This is a genomic window from Lipingzhangella halophila (genome assembly GCF_014203805.1).
In the GTDB taxonomy this organism is placed as follows: Bacteria; Actinomycetota; Actinomycetes; order Streptosporangiales; family Streptosporangiaceae; genus Lipingzhangella; species Lipingzhangella halophila.
The window spans coordinates 5,600,338-5,618,265 of record NZ_JACHJT010000001.1; the positions used below are offsets into that span (position 1 = coordinate 5,600,338).

General features: G+C 65.0%; 15 protein-coding genes and 4 pseudogenes. 5 read left to right on the forward strand and 14 right to left on the reverse strand.

Going from position 1 to position 17,928, the window contains the following annotated elements:
• Positions 1-11: 11 nt before the first annotated feature.
• Positions 12-848 (reverse strand): DNA methyltransferase, encoded by an 837-nt coding sequence (locus F4561_RS32850; protein ID WP_246437287.1) that lies wholly within the window; start codon positions 846-848, stop codon positions 12-14.
• A 476-nt stretch (positions 849-1,324) separates the two neighbouring features.
• Between F4561_RS32850 and F4561_RS34070 the strand changes: the two are divergent.
• From F4561_RS34070 to F4561_RS34080, 4 genes and pseudogenes are all read left to right on the forward strand, one after another.
• Positions 1,325-1,462 (forward strand): annotated as a pseudogene (locus F4561_RS34070) (helix-turn-helix domain-containing protein); the annotation flags it as partial.
• A 104-nt stretch (positions 1,463-1,566) separates the two neighbouring features.
• Positions 1,567-1,713: pseudogene (locus F4561_RS34075) on the forward strand (winged helix-turn-helix domain-containing protein); the annotation flags it as partial.
• Positions 1,714-1,814: 101 nt separating this feature from the next.
• On the forward strand, positions 1,815-2,348 hold the full coding sequence (locus F4561_RS25490) for a transposase (RefSeq protein WP_184582398.1): 534 nt from the start codon (positions 1,815-1,817) through the stop codon (positions 2,346-2,348).
• Positions 2,276-2,443: a DUF397 domain-containing protein gene (locus tag F4561_RS34080; RefSeq protein ID WP_376773706.1), complete on the forward strand. Its 168-nt coding sequence runs from the start codon at positions 2,276-2,278 to the stop codon at positions 2,441-2,443. Before F4561_RS25490 ends, F4561_RS34080 begins: the two co-directional genes overlap by 73 nt.
• A gap of 17 nt (positions 2,444-2,460) precedes the next feature.
• Here the strand turns inward: F4561_RS34080 and F4561_RS25495 are convergent, their stop codons facing one another.
• On the reverse strand, positions 2,461-4,929 hold the full coding sequence (locus F4561_RS25495; RefSeq protein ID WP_184582400.1) for a tetratricopeptide repeat protein: 2,469 nt from the start codon (positions 4,927-4,929) through the stop codon (positions 2,461-2,463).
• A 901-nt stretch (positions 4,930-5,830) separates the two neighbouring features.
• Here F4561_RS25495 and F4561_RS25500 point away from each other — a divergent pair.
• On the forward strand, positions 5,831-7,912 hold the full coding sequence (locus F4561_RS25500; protein ID WP_184582402.1) for a WD40 repeat domain-containing serine/threonine protein kinase: 2,082 nt from the start codon (positions 5,831-5,833) through the stop codon (positions 7,910-7,912).
• Between the two features lie 752 nt (positions 7,913-8,664).
• Here the strand turns inward: F4561_RS25500 and F4561_RS25505 are convergent.
• The 12 genes and pseudogenes from F4561_RS25505 to F4561_RS25560 all read right to left on the reverse strand — a co-directional run bounded on the left by F4561_RS25505 (position 8,665) and on the right by F4561_RS25560 (position 17,909).
• Positions 8,665-9,428, reverse strand: a pseudogene (locus F4561_RS25505) (transposase).
• Between the two features lie 293 nt (positions 9,429-9,721).
• Positions 9,722-10,138 carry a hypothetical protein gene (locus F4561_RS25510; RefSeq protein WP_184582404.1) on the reverse strand — a complete coding sequence of 139 codons (417 nt, stop codon included), beginning with the start codon at positions 10,136-10,138 and terminating at the stop codon, positions 9,722-9,724.
• Positions 10,139-10,177: 39 nt separating this feature from the next.
• Positions 10,178-10,885, reverse strand: a complete 708-nt coding sequence (locus F4561_RS25515; RefSeq protein WP_184582406.1) for a hypothetical protein — start codon at positions 10,883-10,885, stop codon at positions 10,178-10,180.
• Positions 10,886-11,037: 152 nt separating this feature from the next.
• Positions 11,038-11,194: pseudogene (locus F4561_RS25520) on the reverse strand (IS701 family transposase); the annotation flags it as partial.
• A gap of 130 nt (positions 11,195-11,324) precedes the next feature.
• A complete protein-coding gene (locus tag F4561_RS25525; RefSeq protein ID WP_184582408.1) occupies positions 11,325-11,969 on the reverse strand; it encodes a hypothetical protein in 645 nt (214 codons plus the stop codon).
• A 495-nt stretch (positions 11,970-12,464) separates the two neighbouring features.
• The gene (locus F4561_RS25530; RefSeq protein ID WP_184582410.1) at positions 12,465-13,100 is read right to left on the reverse strand and encodes a hypothetical protein; all 636 of its coding nucleotides are present in this window, start codon (positions 13,098-13,100) and stop codon (positions 12,465-12,467) included.
• 207 nt (positions 13,101-13,307) lie between these two features.
• Positions 13,308-13,937 carry a hypothetical protein gene (locus F4561_RS25535; RefSeq protein WP_184582412.1) on the reverse strand — a complete coding sequence of 210 codons (630 nt, stop codon included), beginning with the start codon at positions 13,935-13,937 and terminating at the stop codon, positions 13,308-13,310.
• Positions 13,938-14,074: 137 nt separating this feature from the next.
• A complete protein-coding gene (locus F4561_RS25540) occupies positions 14,075-14,287 on the reverse strand; it encodes a hypothetical protein (RefSeq protein ID WP_184582414.1) in 213 nt (70 codons plus the stop codon).
• A gap of 68 nt (positions 14,288-14,355) precedes the next feature.
• Entirely contained in the window at positions 14,356-14,703 is a 348-nt protein-coding gene (locus tag F4561_RS25545; RefSeq protein WP_184582416.1) for a hypothetical protein, read from the reverse strand.
• A gap of 1,299 nt (positions 14,704-16,002) precedes the next feature.
• Positions 16,003-16,311, reverse strand: a complete 309-nt coding sequence (locus tag F4561_RS25550; RefSeq protein ID WP_184582418.1) for a hypothetical protein — start codon at positions 16,309-16,311, stop codon at positions 16,003-16,005.
• A 286-nt stretch (positions 16,312-16,597) separates the two neighbouring features.
• A complete protein-coding gene (locus F4561_RS25555; protein WP_184582420.1) occupies positions 16,598-17,350 on the reverse strand; it encodes a hypothetical protein in 753 nt (250 codons plus the stop codon).
• 124 nt (positions 17,351-17,474) lie between these two features.
• Positions 17,475-17,909, reverse strand: a complete 435-nt coding sequence (locus tag F4561_RS25560; protein ID WP_184582422.1) for a hypothetical protein — start codon at positions 17,907-17,909, stop codon at positions 17,475-17,477.
• Positions 17,910-17,928: the final 19 nt, after the last annotated feature.

The window sequence follows — 17,928 nt, forward strand, 5'->3', positions numbered from 1 at the left end:
AGTGCCAGGTGTCACTGGTTCAGCCCTTCTCCTACCTCGGGTGCGGACGGGAAAGGCTTGCGGAACAGGCAGATGTTGGCGTGCGCATTGCTGTGCAGGGTGGCTACAGCAGCGGTGGAGGAGACCGTGATGCGCCGAGGCGGGGCGGGACGAGCGTGAATGCGGCCATGCCGGAGGGGGTGGGTCAGGACGATGATGTGCTGGTGGTACTCCAACCCGGCTTCGGCAGCGGCGGACACGGTCCGCGGCAACGGATCGAGGAGGCGACCTGCCCAGCGAGGGCTGTACTGGGTGAGCACGGCCAGACATCCACCCGGTCGCAGGAGCACTGCGCACGCCGCAAGGACATCGACCATAGCGCCATCGTGGGCCTCAGGATCCAACCGGGCGAGATTGGCCGGCTGTAAGGAATCAGTCGACCGTGATCCCGTTGCCGGCGCAGGAGGGGCAATCACGATCAGATCGCAACAGCCGCGATACCCCACGAGAAGGTCGCCGGCCTCGCGCGCATCCGCCTGCCATAGCTGCTCAACCAGCGCCGGGGCCTGAGGGCGCGCATCGAGCGTGTCGCGGGTCTGGGCTACGCAAGCGGGCTCACAGTCAACAGCGAGAACGTGGCGCTCCAGATCGAGCGCCTCCACACACACCGTCCCCGAACCGCACATCAGGTCCGCGACAAGATCGCCAGGCTGGGACAGCTCGGTGACCAAACGCTGGGCCAGGGCGGGCGCCATCACGGGAAACGCCACGGGTGGTAGATCGGGGTACTGGGCTCGCTGGTCAGCCAGCGCCTGTTGGGCGGTGGGCCACACGGCCAGTGGAGGGCCATGCGGGTCAGGAGTGGCCATCGGCAGTATGCCCGCGATCGCCGCCGTTTCTGCCCTGTCGCCCCTAAACCTGCCATGGGATTCGCTCAAGTCGACAGGCCCATCCGGGTTGATGGTGGCGTGGGACGTTCCGCGCCGATACCCCAACACGGTCACCGACCTCATGGGGCAGTACGCGCGGCTGAGCCTGTCTACCTCAATGCAGGAGTCGGGCTGGTAGAGGGTGACCATGGGTAGGTGTCGCGCTCTCGGATAGTCAATTCCGGGCGAATCGCGATCCAGCTTCCCCAGTCGAATCGGTGATTGGTACTTCCACACCCCGTGCCCACCTCGGGGGAGCACGGTGGAGTGCCCACCTACTGAGGTTTTCTTTGGTTCTGTGGGTATGAGGTGCGGGATTGTGTGAGCATCGCGGCATGCCCCTTCCTACTAGTACCGGAAACGCTCCTGAGCCTCTGGCACCGTTGACTCGGCCGCAGTCGTGTGAGGCGCGGCGGATGCGTGCTGCTGAGCTGTGGGAGCAGGGCTGCTCGCAGGCTGAGATCGCGCGCCGGCTCGGGGTGTCGGCCGAGAGTGTGCGCCGCTGGAAGCGGCGCTGGGAGCAGGGCGGGGCGGCCGCGCTGCGCCGTCGCCCCGCCCCCCGGGGCAACGCCCAAGCTCACCGAGGCCCAGGTGGAACACGTCCGCCTAGCGCTGGAGCAGGGCCCACGCCCACGGCTTCGACTCCGATCTGTGGATCGTGCGGCGGGTGGGCCACGTGGTCGAGCGCGTGTGCGGGGTGCAGATGTCGGCGGCCTCGGTGTGGCGGCTGCTGACCGCTCGGCTGGGGTGGAGCCTGCAGCGCTCGGTGCGCCGGGCCGCCGAGCGCGACGAGGCCGCCACCACCCACTGGGTGGCCCACGAGTGGCCCGCATCACAAGGGGGCCGTAGAAAACCGGGCACGGGGTCGTCTTCTTCGACGAATCCGGCATCTCGCTGTTACCCTAGGTGCGGCGCACCTACGCCCCCCGCGGACGCACCCCCGTGCTGGGCCACCGGCGGAGCAACTGGAAACGCGCATCCATGGCCGCAGCCTTGGGCTACCACGCCGCCGATCCCGACCACGGCGCGCGACTGTGCTTCGACCTGCGTCCCGGCACCTACGACACCGCCGCACTAATCGACGTGCTCACCCGCCTCAAAGACTTCTCCACCGGCGAGCGCGTGGTGCTGATCTGGGCCGGCCTACCCGCCCACCGCAGCCGCGCCATGCGCGACTGGCTCACCGACCAGGACTGGCTGATTGTGGAACGCCTGCCCGCCTACGCCCCTGAGCTCAGCCCCGTGGAGATGCTGTGGGCCAGCCTGAAGACGTGCGAGCTGGCCAACCTCGCTGGCGAGTACCTCGCCGACACCGCCCACGCCACCCGGGCCGGCATCACCCGCATCTGCAACGACGACCAGCTCGCCTGGTCCTTCCTCGCACACACTGGCCTGACCATCCACCCCCGCCCTACAACCAACCAAAGAAAACCTCAGTAGTTCGCGACACACGCCACCGCGACCACGGCCACCTCGACTTCACCCTCACAGCGTGGACCACCTTCCTCCACGCGCTCAAGACCGGACATCTCTAGCTCCAAGGCTGATCACCTCATCGTCGCCAGCGGTCCCACACGTGCCACCGCACGGCGAGACGGATCTTGTAGCCGGCGAGAATTCCGCGGACGCGACGGGCGTAATGCTCGTCTCCAGCGGCTTCCAGGCCGTCCAGACCCTGCTCGGCGGCGGTGAGGGCCTCCTCTATTCGCCCCATGCTGTAAAGCGCGGCTCCCAGGTTGATCCACGCTCGTGCCTCGCCGTGGTGATCCCCCACGTGGCGAAAGAGGTCTCGTGCCCGGGTGTGCATCGCCACGGCTTCGTCGAACCGCCGCAGCCGCACCAGCGTGTTACCCAGGTTGGTGCAAGTCAGGGCCTCTCCGTGCCGGTCATCCGTCTCATGGAACAAGTGCTGTGCCCAGGTGAGCGCCGCCAGGGAGTCCCGGTAGCGGCGTCGCTCCTCCAGGGCGGTGCCCAGGTTGGTCCACGCCGTGGCCTCGGCATGTCGGTCGCCTAGCTCACGCCACAGATCCCGTGCCCGGGTATGCGCCTCCACCGCATCCGCATAGCGTCGGCGACCTTGCAGGGCGGTGCCCAGATTGGTCCAGGCCCCGGCTTCCGCATGCCGGTCCCCTAGCTCACGCAGCAGATCCAGCGCCAGAGTGTGCGAAGTGATCGCTGAGGCGAACCTGCGCAGGTCCTGCTCGGTGATTCCCAGGTTGTCCAATGCGTTGGCTTGCCCGGCGGAGTCGTGGAGGTCCTCCAGCAGTTCCAGTGCGGCGGTGTGGGCGGACACCGCCTGCTCGAACCGCCGCAACGCCCGGAGGGCAGTGGCTATCTGATTCCATGTCCGGGCTGCAACGTGCTGGTGGCCAAGCTTCGTGAACAGTTCCAGTGCCGTGGTGTGGAGGGACACTGCCTGCTCGAACCGCCGCAAGTGCAGAAGGGCATTGCCCAGGTTGTACAGTGCGGTGGCTTGCCCTTGCAGGTCGTCGGCCTGCGTGAAGAGTCGGTGGGCGACGGCGTTCAGGTCGAGGTTGTCCGCGAAGTCCCTGCGGGAGTCCAGGTAGCGGTTGAGCAGCAGGGGGAGGTCGCAGGCGGCCTTGGTGTGGTCGATCTCGACCGCCGTACGCACTGCGGTAACGAGGGCTTCGCGATGGTCGTCCAGCCAGGCCAGGGCCTCCTCCCGGTCGCCGAAGGCGGCGGACACATCGTCCCCCGGCTGCGCGTGTAGGTGCCGATCGGCCGCTTCGGTCATGGCGGTGTAGTGGTCAATGAGCCGGATCTGCGCGGCGTGGTAGGTCTGGTCGGCTTCGGTGTCGTTCTGCCGGGCCTCCTCAGCTAGGCTGCGCGCATAGTCGGCGACCAGATCGTGCAGCTCCCAGAACTCCTCTCCACTCGCCTGATCCCGGGCGGCTCGGTGCTGCACCAGGTGAGCGCGCGCCAAATCCAGCAGCACAGGGCGCACCTCGTGCTCTTGTGTGCCCGCCAGCAGCACGACGGCGGTGGTCGAGCTGCGTCGGCCTGGTGACAGGCCGAGGAGCACGAACATCATTCGCTGCGCGTCCGCCAATCGGTCCAACGACGTGGCGAACACCCCCTCCAGCCCGCGATGGCCGTCGTCGAATCGGCCGAGCCGTTCCGCCGAGTCCTCAAGTTCGCGAAGTTCCGCAGCCAGCTCGGCGGGTTCGTGTCCCGGGTCTCTCACCAGAACCGCGCCCATGATGGTCAGTGCCAGGGGCAAGCCCTCGCATGCCGAGGCCAACTGCCTCAGCCCGTCGTAATCCGCTGATCGAGAGTCCTGCGGATCCGCCTCCCGGAGCTGGTGTTCCAGCAATCGTGTGGCCGATTGTGAGTCCAGGATGTTCACCGCGTGGCGGTGTACTGCGGGAAGCTGGAGCCATTGGCGGGTGATGACCACCAGCCGACTCCCGCCATGGCCCGGTCGCAATGCCTCCACCTGCTCCACCGACCCGGCGTTGTCCGCCACGACGAGCACGGGTGCCCCGCGTCGCTGCTGCTCCCCGGCGAGCCGCCCTCGATAGGCCGCGGCCTTTTCCTCTGTGGTCGGCGGAATGTCCGAAGCGGGGACGTTGAGCTGACGCAATGCGGTGTCCAATGCCTGGTCGTCCGACAACGGCTCGACACCGGGGGTGTGGCTCTGCAGGTCCAGCCACACCACTCGGGAGAACCATCCGCGGCCGTGGGCCGCCACGGCCGCGTTCAGCACCAACGCGGTTTTGCCGATGCCCCCCATCCCGGCGACCACCGCAGTATCGGGCGGCGAGGTCGACAGCACTTCAGGCTCGTCGGGCTGCTGCGGAGCCAGCGACCGCAGAAGTCGGTCGAACTCCTGATGACGTCCGACCAGCGCCGGGGGTCCCTGGGGAACCTCCGCCACACCGGACACCCCGCTCGCGCCGCTGTCGGCGTAGACAGACTGGCGGACCTCTTGCTTCCCGACCTCGGGAACGACGGAAGGAGCTGACGCGATCGAGCTCGTCTCTACCCCAGACTCGGGCACGTCCCCGCCTGACATGGTCACGCTCGGCGCAGACCCGTCCTGCCCCGCGTCGGCGGCGGACCCACTGCGTCGGCCAGGTGGTGCCTCGTGGGCCCCAACCCACCGAACGACGCCCACGAGCAGCGCAATGGTGGCCACAATTCCCGCCACCCAGCTCGCCGCCTCCCAGCCCTGCGCGGTCGTCGGCCCTCCGCCCAGCCACAACGCCGCAGCCAAAGGACCGACGACCATCACCACCGCGGCGCCGGCCAGCAGCCGGTGCCGCCACACCGCACCGCCACCGCCCGGCCCTGCAGCACCTCTAGTGCGGCACCAGGATGTCAATCGCGAGACGGCCGCGCTGCCGAGGGCGAACGCGCCTGTCACCCCGGCCACCAGAAGTAGGACCCATGCCAGTGGCGGGAACGTGTCCGTCGACCAGGCGACCACAGACCCTGCCGCCACAGCTGCCACCATGCCGGTACCGATGACCGTTCGCCTTCGGAGGGACATGACAGCGATTCTCCCCGCAGCACCGGCCATCGCGCACCCGCCGCAGCTCTGACCGGCCGGAGGCATGGTCGTCCGGCAGAAGGAACACACCGACCTCTCAGAGTCCCGGGCGGTTACTCCGACGGTCCCGGCAACGTCTCGGTCACCGGCGCCTACCACCCCGTCACAGCGCATCCCTGGCGGTGAGGAACCTCCTCGGGAATGCGAACCGATCTCCGTGCTCGGGTTTCGGGCCCTGGCGATGAACGCCGCACCCTGCCGCAGTCCGGACCCTCGCTCGCAGGCCGGGGCTGGGCGGGACCGCCGAGGGGTGGTACGGGCGTGCCCCTGCTACGCGAGTCCTGGCATAATTACCCCACGGTACGGTCGGTCCGGAATGCACGTCCCTCCGACGTGGAAGGCTGGTGGAGTGGACCCGCTAGAGCCCGGCGATCCGGAGCGCGTCGGGCGCTATCGGATCACCCACAGGCTGGGGGCGGGGGGCATGGGGCGGGTCTACATCGCCCGCACCCCGGCAGGGCGCCAGGTCGTCGTCAAGGTGATCCACTCCGGGCATGCCTCGGACGCCGGGTTCCGTGCCCGGTTCGCACGCGAAGCGGAGGCCGCCCGCCGTGTGGGCGGATTCCACACGGCCCCGGTGGTGGATGCCGACCCCGAAGCCGACCCGCCGTGGATCGCCACGGCGCACGTCCCCGGGCCCACTCTGCACCAAACCTTGCGCGAGCACGGGCCGCTGGCCGCCGACACAGTACGCAGGCTGGCCGCCGGCCTGGCCGAAGGGCTGGAGGCCATCCACGCATGCGGGCTAGTGCACCGGGACCTGAAGCCCGGCAATGTCATCCTCGCCGATGACGGGCCGCGCATCATCGACTTCGGCATTGCCCGCCCGCTGGACACCACCGAGCCGACCACCGAGGGCGCGGTGCTCGGCACCCTGCCCTACATGTCGCCCGAGCAGACCGAAGGCGGATCCGTGGACCCCGCCTCCGACCTCTTCTCCCTGGGCACCGTGCTCGCCGTCGCGGCAACAGGCACCAACCCCTTCGCCGCCGATTCTCCCGCCGCCACCGTTCGCCGCCTCATCGGCCCCGCAGCGCCGCCGGACGGGCTGCCCGAGGACCTGATGGCGCTCATTACCCGCTGCTGGGATCGCGACCCCAGCCGACGCCCCACCCCCGCCGAGATCCTCACCCGCTACGAAGTCGACCACACGAACGGCGCGTGGTCTGCGCTTCCGCCCCCACGGGCTTCCTCCACGCCTCCGCCCTCGCAACCCACACCATCCTCGACACCGGCACAGGCCGCAACTGAGGGCACCGTGGATTCCGCGGCAGCGGCGCCCCCGCACCACCAGACGCAGCGGACGCTCCCAATCGGGCACGGCGTCGGAGCCGCTGACGGAGCAGACAGGACGGCCCCGTCCCTGACTCCCAGGCCGCCATCCGGGGCGGCAGAACCCCGCCGGCGACGCACGGCCCTCGCCGTCGTTCTCGCCACGCCCACCGCCGCCGCACTCACGCTTGGCCTCGTCCTTTGGGTCTCGCCCCCGAACCAGGAGTCCGACTCCGGGGATGGGACGACGACGGAGGCCGCAACCCTCACGGGACACGACGACGCGGTCACCTCGGTGGCCTTCAGTCCGGACGGCTCCACCCTCGCGACTGCGAGCGAAGACGACACCGCACGTCTGTGGGACGCCACCACCGGCGAACACACCACCACGCTCGAAGGCCACGACGCCGGTGTATGGTCCGTGGCCTTCAGTCCGGACGGCTCCACCCTCGCGACTGCGAGCGAAGACGACACCGCACGTCTGTGGGACACCGCCACCGGCGAACACACCACCACGCTCGAAGGCCACGAACACGCGCTCACCTCGGTAGTCTTCCATCCCGATGGCAGCGTCCTCGCCACGGGCAGCTCCGACGGCACCGCCCGGTTCTGGGACACCGATACCGGCGAAGAGACCGCCGCACCCATCGAACATGGGGCCGAAATCTTCACGCTGGCCGTCAGCCACGACGGCACTTCACTCGCCACCGCCGGCTACGACGGCACGACGCATCTGTGGGACTTCGCCACCGGTGAGCAGACCGCCACATTGGACGGCCACGATGACGTGGTCTGGTCTGTGGACTTCAGTCCGGACGGCTCCACCCTGGCCACCGCGAGTGAAGACGACACTGCACGACTCTGGGACATCACCACTGGGGAGCAGACCGCCACGTTCGACGGCCACGATGACGTGGTCTGGTCCGCGGTCTTCAGTCCGGACGGCTCCACCCTGGCCACCGCGAGCATTGAGGGCACCGCACACCTCTGGGATATCGAGACGGGCGAAGTCACCGCCTCGATCGAGGCGGAAAGCCCCACACGTACCTTCAGGAAGTTGGCGTTCAGCCCGGACGGTGCCAGTGCCATGCTCGCCACAGGACTCGCCAACGGCACCACCCGCCTGTGGGAGGTCGACGACCTAACCCCGCAGGACTGATCCGCGTCCATGCGGAACCGCCCGACTGGAAACAACACCTGGGCCCTGATCTCACCCCCCAGTTGCGCTCACCCGAAGCACCGCCGACCTGGCACGGAATGCGCGTGAAAGCAAAAAGCTACCGGCCATTGACAATCATTGATCATCACCGAGTGCGCAATTGGCTGACCTCCCCAAGTAGCCCACTGGCGGCCGCTCGCCTGATCTCTTCGATCGCCTGGCCGCCTCAAAGGTGGGAAATCCCGGACGGGCTTACCTCTGAGCGATAGTTGTGTTTCTCCTGGTAGCCAGCTGATGGTTCCCTTGGTGTAGGTCACGCTGCGTACTAGCCTCGCTACTTCGACCGGATGGGACCGTAGAGAAGCGAGAGGCTGAAGGGGTAGAGGGCTCGTCGCGTTGGGGTATCTGCGGCGTTGCCGGTGTGCTCGCCGTGCATTTGCTGGCCGGGGGTGCGTCGGAGCAGGACTCGGATTCGACCGAGTCTTCCCCGACGCCTTCCGAGGCGGAGCTCGCGGCCACGGCCGAGGAGCTGGCCGTGGATGCCTATGAGTCCGTGTGGGACGTGGTGGTCGAGGCCTCCCACGAAGGGGAGACCGAGCCGCCCGAGCTCGACACCTATGCCGAGGACCAGGCATTGGCGTTGATGCAGCACGCGCTGAGCGGAGCCCAGGAGGACGGCGCGGATGTCACGGGTGAGCCCGAGATCGCGCCAGAAGTGGTGGCGGCTTCGCCGTCGCCGCAGCCGGACAGCGTCATCCGGTTTCGCGTTCGTGGAGGACGAGTACAGCGCGGACGATCTGACCTGCGCGCATGGGGCAGCAGCGGAGCTTGCGCAGGATGCGCCACTTTTTCAGCTCGGCGTTGGCCCGCTCGCCCGGAACACGCCGGCGGGCGTGCTCTGAGTTGATCTGCTTCTGCCACTCCGGCTTGTCGCGGCCCTTGAACGGGGTGACGACGCCGTGGCCTGCGCCGAGGTAGCCCTCGTCGGCCATGGTGACCAGCCCGCTGGCCTCGATATGGCCCAGCGCGCCGCTGATTCCGGCGGCGGTCAGGTCGTGTACCGCCCCGGGCAGCGAACCCGACACCCACAGCGGAGCCCCGTCCGGCGCGGCCACGACCTGCACGTTCATCACGTGGCGCTTGTGCTTGCCCGAGTAGAACGGCCGATCGGCGGCCACGCGGTCGATCGGGATGAGGGTGCCGTCCAGCACGACGAAGGCCCACCCGGCACGCCGGACGCGGCGCAGGGCGGCCTCCAGGCTGCGGGTGCGCCGGGCGAGCAGGCCGGTGGTCTCGCGCACATAGCGCCACGCGGTGGCGGTGCCCACCGCGAAGGCGGCCGCCAGTTCAGCGAAGGTCTCGCCTTTGCGCAGGTGGACCAGCACGAGCAGGGCCTGGCGGGAAGGGCCGAGCAGCCGCCACGTCGAGCCGATCTCCCGGCGGTACTCGCGGATGATCCGGGCGTGTAGGTCAGGGAACGACGTGACAGCGGCAGCGCAGCACGGTAGAACAGCAACAGGGCTCCTGGCGGGAGTGGGTCTTCTTGGTCGAAAACCCCTCTACCAGGAGCCTCTTTGCTGCGTGAGCCGGATCAGGAGACCGACACCAGGCCGTGACCAGCACCATCAGGATGAAAAAGCCTCAGCGTCCCACCCGGCTAGTGCGGCGCCGTCGGAGATGTTGGGGGTCTCAGCGACCACACGGGGCCACATGGCAACGCGGCGCTCGAGACCCACCGAGGCCTCGTCCTCGACGAACGCGGCCGTCACGCGCGCGCACATCCTCTCCCCAGCCGTCACTTCCCCCAACTCAGCTCTCCTCCTCCGCCTGGAGCTGCACACTGAACCACCGGACCAGCGCCTGCGCCAACAGCAGAGCCCGCACCGCATGCGCCGGCTTCGACACCTCCGCGATGCGGTGGCTCGACTCGTTGCGGTTATAGCTGGGCCACACGCTGCCGTCGTCCGGCTCCTGGCGGAACGCAGTTTCGACGCCGCCCCCGATGAGTAGGAGTCGGAGCTGCCCCAGCTCGGCGTCGTCCAGGTCGGCAACGTCGCACTGCTTGAAGTGCTGCCGCGCCTCCCTTTTGCCCATGCCGAGGTGTTCTGTGATCATCCGGTTCATCACCGAGTCGAACACGTTCGTCGCCAGCGCCTGAAGCGCGTTGCACTTCTCCCGGCTGCCCACCCAGCATGCTTCTTCGAGGAGTTCCCGCATACGCACCATGCGCGGGTGCACAATGTGGGGAAGCGACTTCTGGACGTCCTAAATGATGTCGAGTGTGCGGTTCTCGAGGATACGGTCCCGTGCGTCCCTGTCCGCGGCGTCGAGGAGTTCCACCACGATCTCGGCGCGGGGTGCCCACGCCAGCGACATGCCATCCTCGTTGACGATGCGGAACACCTCATCGAGACGGTCGTCATCGTCGATGTCGAGCAGGTTGTCGGGAAGGAGGATGTTCCGGAAGTCAGGGATGTTCCGGAAGAACTCCGACCAGTAGATTCGTCGGTTGAGGGCTGACATCGACGCTGCGAATTCGTTCGCTCCGGTGAGGGAGTCGAAGAGCGTCTGCGAGACCGGCGGGAAGAAGCTCTGGGCCAACCTCGCCGAGTTGACCGACCCCATTAGCGATGTCTGGAGCGTCCGGAATGACTCCAGGCGCGTGGTCTGCTTCGCCAAGTTCGCCGCGAAGCGCTGAGCGGAGGTCGTCTGGTTAAGGATGTCCCCGAACGAGTTCATCGAGCTGATCAGCGAGGACAGCCCGTTGGCCCGGTAGATGCCTGGGAAGCTGGTGAAGGCGGAGCTGGCGTTGACCACGCTGCCAACATCACCGTGTTCGGCAGCGTCGTTGATGATGTCCCCGCCGAGTTCCCCGATCTCCTCGAAGTCGGGTTCGGTCTCCTCCGCGTCCTGTCCCGGGGCGCTGTCGTCGAGAGCCTGCTCGGGGGCGGACGCGTCGTTCTCTTGGGCCATATGGGGGCCTTTCCAGGGGATGGAATAATAATAGCTGGTGTAGGTCAGGTCGGGGCTGCAGCGAGCATGCGGTCAAGGCCCCGGCTAACCCGCACCCGGTAGCCGCCGACCTGAAAGTCCAGCACGGTCAACCCGTGGCCGAACCGGTAGCCCGTCCACGTGTCCGGGTGCAGCTCCCGGTCCACCGCCGCGTTCCCGCGCGCCGGCGTAGCCGAGGTAGACGGCGACCTGGGAGTTCTTGATTCGCACGGCCGTGCCGGTGCACTGGCGCTGCACGCCGACAGCGGCCGTCCCAAGTCCAGAGTCACCGCAGGCCACAGGCCCAATCTACGCCTATAGTACTAGGGGTGGGCGCGGGCGGTTTCGTGCCAGATCGAGGCGCCAGCAGGTCATCGCTTGGATTTACCTCGATGCTGTTGTGACGGCGCCCATGTGCGGCTTACGGTGCGGCAATCGCCTCCGACATGGTGGTGAGGGCCGCGCGAGCCGCTGCGGCGATCACAGTCGCGCTGGGCCGCGGGTGGTGAGCGTCGACATCCACTGACAGGGCCCACACCGGCTGTCGGTGCGGTGTGCTGACCACCGCGATTTCAGCCGGGGCCTCGTGGGCGCGAGCTACCGTGAGGGTCAACCTGAGCCGTGACGATGTGTCGCTGCTGGCGTACTCGTCGGTGATCAGGGTGCGCCTTGAGCGCTCGCTCACCGCCGGAGGTTCCGCCACTGTGAGTCCCTGCGCGGCCAACTCGCGACGGGGCTCCACGATGGACGGCGTCATCGCCTTAATCTCAGGCCATTCTCTTCGTGTGTCACGGGCGGTGCGGCTCAACGTCGCGGCGAGTTGGGCGTCACGTGTCTGCTGGTCGAAGGTTCTGGTTGTGGTTTCGGTGAACGAGTTCAGCTGCGCGACGGCTCGATGACCGGCGATGATCATCGTCTCGCTGTCTGGGACTGTGCCCGCGGCGACAACCGAGACGCGGTCGGTGGGCTCGTGCCAGACGAGCAGGCTGCCCGGTCCGGCCTCGCGAAGCGCCTGCACCTGCCTCTCTACGACTTTGGGATGGGCATCAGGCATACTGGTGTTCACAGCACGACTCCTAAGGGTTGTTGCGGGCCCCGCGCCCACCCCGGCGAGGTGGAATGCGCAGGATGGGCGCGGGGCGTCTACATTCCGGACCTGACTGACCAGTTGGCGCTCGGGCCGGAAGATCGAGTTCCGTTCTCAGCGACTTGACGGCGCTTAGTCGTTTCCGAGGTCAAGGCATTAGTCGCGTGCGCCTCTACTCAAGTCCGAGCATGGCGAGCACCATCTGTGCATCGGCGCGGTCACGCCAGTGCGCCCATGGCTCACACGAGCTACCGCAGCCGCAGACGTGCTCGCTCACGCATCTCAGTCCTTGGCATTGGTGGCGATTGGCCAGGCGCAAGACCATGCGCCGGGCGTCCGCTCGCTCGGTGGTCTCCTGTTCCGTGCTGGTCCAAGCGAGCCCAAGCACGTGAGGTGCCCATATCGCATCGCGCTTCTCGACAGTCATGTGAGTAGACCTTTGCTTCGGCACGTCTATTGAGACGCCGCAATGGGTCACATCTCACCGTCGATCCCTGAGTGAAAATCTTGGGTTCCCGAAAGCGCCTCGTCTACTGCGGCCGCAATCGCAAATGTGGGCAACTTTAGAAACAAATCTCGCGCGAAAACACGAAAACTTAGCGACAACACCTCCAATCCATGATTTGAGAGAATTTCTACCACAACTGGAATAACCCCTCCAGTGCCATCCAGATGAAACTTGATTTTCACCAAAAAGCGTGGGTACCCCAACTTCTTGTATGTATCAACAAACAGCCTCTTGCCGCGCGGACTTGGATCGCAGGATACATAGATAGACCGAAGGCCCAACGCACAGCGAATTCCCTTTGCAAAAGAAGTGGCCATACTAGTGTCGGGCCATTCAAATTTCCAATCACCCGCGATAGAACTGAGATCTTCAGCCAATCGAGCGTCGTCCGCGACCTCCCCACACTCTTCTATTGTTTCAATCATATCCGGCAGGGAATCGGATCCCGCGATGATCATTTCGTTCACGCCTGGGATGTGGCCTGGCTCGGTCACCAATACGCGGTCGGTGCGGTCATGCCAAATAAGAAGGCTGCACGATCCGGCGTCACGCAAGGCGCGCACGTGGTCCGCCGTCACCACAATGGGATGTACGTAATTCACTTCGAGCTCCTAAGGATCTCTTGTCTCGGTGCCGCACTTATCCCGGCGAGGTGGAATGCGCAGGAGAAATGCGACGTGCAGATGCTGCCGATAATGGTTCAACCAGCACCTGGCAGGGAGCCAAGCTCCGTGTTCGGCACTGAATTCGCCTTTTCGGGTACCGCAGCACGGTGGGATGCAGTCTTGAGGGTGGCCTGCGACCGTGGGCTATGCGGATGCCATGTGCTTGAGCACAGTCTGGGTGGCTACCGCCATCACCTCAGCTGCGACATCGGGACCGAGCGTGTCAACCTCGATGGCGAACCGCTCCATTAATTGCTTTCCCACGAGGATTTGAATGTCAGCGAGCGCGTCGTTAGGGCATGCGCGGGCAAGTTCCTCATGGTCGTGAGTGATCATGACTCGGACCGTGACTCGAGGGAACTCGTTGGGGGCGTATTCATCGGTGAGCCATCGGCGTCTTAAGAGCTTGCTGTAGCGAACGGCGGGTGCATTGTCCACATAGATACCTCGTGCGGCCAGTGCGCGGCGAATTGGCACCATGGTGGGTGTCATTAGTTTGATCGTTGGCCACTCGACGCGCCACACTCGGGCCAAACCGTTGAGGTGGATGGCTCGTTCCACGTCGCCGTGCGGCATAGCCTCGGTCAGGTCCCTTAGGCTGTGCCCGGCGATGATCATCATGTTTTCGTCGGGGATTGTGCCAGGCTCGGTGAGGAGAACGCGGTCGGTCGGCTCGTGCCAGACGAGGAGGCTGCCCGGTCCTGCTGTGCGCAATGCGCGCACTTGATCGGTGGCCACCTCGATCGTGTTCTCCTCGGGCATATTGGTGTTCACGCAAGACTCCTTGCAGGTTGTTTTTCTTATGGGCCCGCGCCCCTTGGCGAGGTGGAATGCGCAGTGCAGTGGGGCGCGGGTGTCTATACGGTCCTTAGCCCGGGGCGCCTCGTGTGGTGAGGTGCCTGACCGCAGTTCTAGCGGGAGCGGACGATGGTGACTTGGAACTCGGCGTTCTCGGTACGAACGACCATCCCGGCGTCGTTAGTGAGGACCCCGGACTCGGAAAAGCTGCGTGCGTCAGCCACATACGCAGCCTCGTCGCCAGTGACCTCCTCCAATGCGCACGAGAGCTCGTCAACATCACGGGCAAGGTAAAGAAGGGCCTGCTCCAGGTCGGTCTCGGTCATGGCAAATTCCTCCATTAAATGCGCAGATCGGATGGCATATCTGCTTTTCGTGAACGAAACGATCTTGTTTAGTCAAGCCCAGATGAGGTCGGAGGCATCGAGAGGAGGCGGGCGCCACGCGTAGCCCGCAAGGTGGCGAACTGGTCGACTACCGCTACTCTGTAGAAAATGGGGTCGGTGGCTTTGCGCTGTTTGGCGACCACCACCAAGACGCGCACGTTTCCATGCTCATCGAGGCCGGCCAGACACTCGTTGAGTCGCACGGTCTCCGCCCGAATCTGGACGTCCTCGGGGTATCCGTCGCCGGACACAAAATCCATCCTTATTCCTTTCTCTGAGTTATCCGAAAGCACGGGTTTTAAGCCTGCGCACAGGCCATCGGAAAGAATTTCCGCACCGCGGTCGACGAGGATCATCGTGTGGAAACCTGTTATTCATCGGTGGGGCGGGCGATCTTGTATCTGCGGGGAGCTTCGCAGGTCCGCTCAGCCTCGCCATTGGCCGTGAGTCGTTCTAGCGCGTTTTGGATGGCGCCTGCGCTGCGTGTCAGAACGTTCGAGATCTCGCCGGCAGTGAATGACGTCGTGGGGTGGTCACGCAGATGCTCGGCCACCATGGCGCGAAGCTCGCCGGGAGCTGCCCGACGGACTCCGGATTGGTTATGGGAAATCGCGCCAACGTTGGGGGCCTTGAGGGCCGGCTCTGCGGCGTCTTCGGTTGTGGGTTCCTGGTCGGTGGGCTGCTGGACTTGAGCGGACGGTGGTGCCTGGGACGCGGGAGGCCCGGTTTCATCGGTGGAGTCACTGCCGGTCGGGTGCGCGTGAGGCGTGCTCGCTCCGGCGTCGTTGTCCTCACTCGGCGTCGCTGTACCGGATGGTTCCGGGGAAGGCTCTGAGCGTGCGTCCTCGGAGGAGGTGGTCGCCTCATGAGTGGTGTGAGGTGCAGCGGTCGTCTCGGTCGCGTGCCAGATATCGGGCTCTCGGCGTGCTCCTGTGCGGTTCGCAGGTGAATGGCGACACACCGCTCCGTCCGCCTCGAGGACTGCGAGGTGCTTGGCGACCGTGGAGTGTCCCATGGCGAGATGCTCAGCTATCGCGGACACAACTGAGCCCTCTTCGGGCAGTGCCCGGAGGTAATCAACGATCGCGGCGCGGTTTCTCGCAGCGTCTCCGCTCTTCCTACTCATTCGTGAAAATCCTTTCTTGAGTTCCGCAGGTATCGGAGGTGCACTCACGTCGAGCAAAGGAGGGTGAGTGCACCTCGGGTTAAAACGGGGAGGCGAGTATTCCGGGTAGACGTGGGGCTGCACGTCGGATAACCCGGTGCGCACACAGCTCGGGTGCAGCGACAGGAACGTCGCATAATAGCCGGATTGGGAATACAGGAGCGGGTAATCGGTCAAGGTCCGTGCGTCACATCGATCCCCTCTCCGTGGCACGCATTGCACCTGCATAGCTGGAGATGCAGTTCCCTCGGAAAGTAGGCGGCCTCAGACTCCCACGGACCTCGTTCTCGGTAACGAACGACCACCATTTCATTCATGACCGAGACAACGCGTGCCTCAGTAGTCCACCACGAACGCACAGACTCCATGAACGTTCGTGATTTGGGAACGTTATAATATGGACGCACGCGGACATTAGAACCAACGAGGTCATGTGGATTTCTTGTGGCGTGGGTCTCTGGATTACTCATTGGACATTTCTCCCTTCGTTCTAAGGAAGTTTTTTTGCTCTCGGAGGCGAGGATTCCTCGCGCAACAGATCGGCCAAGGTAGCCATGTTGGCACCAACGTCGGTGGGCACTTTCGCGGAAATCTCATCAAGCAAGTTTGCGGCGTCATTCAGGTTGCGAACCCGGTTGGGATGGCCGTCGTAATTCCCCTCCTCCAGGAAGAGCGCAGTGGTAAGCGCAGAGCCAAGGCGGTAGAAGTCGCAGTCCAGGTCGTGTGGACGGAGCGCGCAAGCGTAAGGCTCAATCGCTCGACGGACGGCGGAAATTCGGGTGCGGCGCGCGCCTTTCATGACTCTCCAACTTTCTTTTGGTTTTTACACCTCGATCAAATTACTGATTACTCGATCGATAAATAGAGAAAGGCGATCTGTCCTCAGCTCACTATTTCGCCCACGACGCACCTTCTCGGGAACAAGGTCGCGCCGGCCCTTCGCTCGGGAGCGATTCCTCGCCCGGCCTCATTGACCAACACCCGACATTCCTCGCTCCCAGCGGAATCACCGCGGTCGAGGATCGCCATGCGCACACGCATTGGAAGTATCAGAGGTGGCCCATCAGCGGTCGTGGGCGGCGCGGTCAGGTCAGGTGCGTGCGCTGGTGTTGAGGGCACAGTCGCATTCGGATCCCCTGGCCGATTTGCTCGTCCGTCGAGGCCGGAATGCACAGGAAGATGTCTTCCACTCCGTCAGTGCGGAGGCATAGCGCAGCCTCGCAACAGGTCGCACCGACAAGCACGGGCACGAGAGCGTCGTCGTCGCACCGGACCACCTGAGTACGGGCAGCGGTGTCAAGCAAGCGAGCAATATCGAACAACTGCACCTGAAACAGGTCGCGCCCGTCGGACTCAGGGCGGGAGGCGTGGTCAACGACCGAGACAATGTCACTGAGAATCGTGGCTAGGTGCAGGGTGGAGGCGGGTAGCTCTCCTGCCCCTTCGTCTACGACAACGGCGGCCCAGGCACGCACCGCTAGGACCGGGGATGTAGCGATAGAAGGATGCAGTCGGAGGCAGCGTAACCTCAGTGTGTCCTCCAGAAGTACTTCGAGAGCAGCCTGGGCGGAGCAGAGCTCTTCGGCCAGCGTTCCCCAGACTTCCTCGTCGACATCATCCGCCATAGCACATGCGACATCTGCCATTGTCATCACCGCAGCTTCGATGACATCGAGCATCGCAGTGGCCTCGGTGTAGACATATGTGGGATCGTGACTATGTTTCGGGACGTCAGAAAGGTAGGTATCGCGCCAGGTGCGTACCTCAAGTGCGGCCTGTTCGCCTTGTTTGAGACTCATCAAAACGTCGCGTCTATGCGTAGACATAATGAACTCCAAGGTGAGATACTGCTCTTATGGCATTGCGAAGTTCATTGAAAGTCGCAAATAGTCGGCTCGCGAGACTGGCCTGCGTGGAAAGTTCGGTGGGCGCAGGATCGCGGTGTGAATCGCAGTAGGGGGATCACACGCACATCTCGTGACGGCCAGTGGCGCTGTACCAGGCGTCGTCGGCGTAGTGCGCGGAATTTTGGCGTAGTTGCTGGCGCACGGCCTCGTCCCAGTAGCGCACACGTGTTGCGGTTGCAGGGCAGAGTTCTCGTTTGCCAGCGATCAGCCCCAAAATGTAGGACATCGCGTCGAGAGCGGCGTTGTGTCCCGTGAACGTTCGTTTCTGTTGGCCACGTGGCTTCATCAGATTTGTGATGGTGTAGGTATAGGTGTCAGCGCTGGCATGGATTCCTGGGCTCACTGGGCGTGCGCACCGGTTGTTCCTATTTCGTCGATTACGCCGATGGTTTTTAGTCACCGATACGGTATAGATTCCATACGTGAGCTCATCGAGGATCTTTCCGAGCTCGCGCACAGCGGTCGCGTCGATTGTGTGACGTACCTGCATAGTGGTGCCTCATTCGGGT

What these genes read in the sequence shown, in the direction of transcription:
- F4561_RS32850 (WP_246437287.1), bottom strand. Translation starts at nt 848, where the DNA reads ATGGCCACTCCTGACCCGCATGGCCCTCCACTGGCCGTGTGGCCCACC.
- F4561_RS25510 (WP_184582404.1), bottom strand. Translation starts at nt 10,138, where the DNA reads ATGGTGCGTATGCGGGAACTCCTCGAAGAAGCATGCTGGGTGGGCAGC.
- F4561_RS25515 (WP_184582406.1), bottom strand. Translation starts at nt 10,885, where the DNA reads ATGGCCCAAGAGAACGACGCGTCCGCCCCCGAGCAGGCTCTCGACGAC.
- F4561_RS25540 (WP_184582414.1), bottom strand. Translation starts at nt 14,287, where the DNA reads ATGACCGAGACCGACCTGGAGCAGGCCCTTCTTTACCTTGCCCGTGAT.
- F4561_RS25545 (WP_184582416.1), bottom strand. Translation starts at nt 14,703, where the DNA reads ATGATCCTCGTCGACCGCGGTGCGGAAATTCTTTCCGATGGCCTGTGC.
- F4561_RS25550 (WP_184582418.1), bottom strand. Translation starts at nt 16,311, where the DNA reads ATGAAAGGCGCGCGCCGCACCCGAATTTCCGCCGTCCGTCGAGCGATT.
- F4561_RS25560 (WP_184582422.1), bottom strand. Translation starts at nt 17,909, where the DNA reads ATGCAGGTACGTCACACAATCGACGCGACCGCTGTGCGCGAGCTCGGA.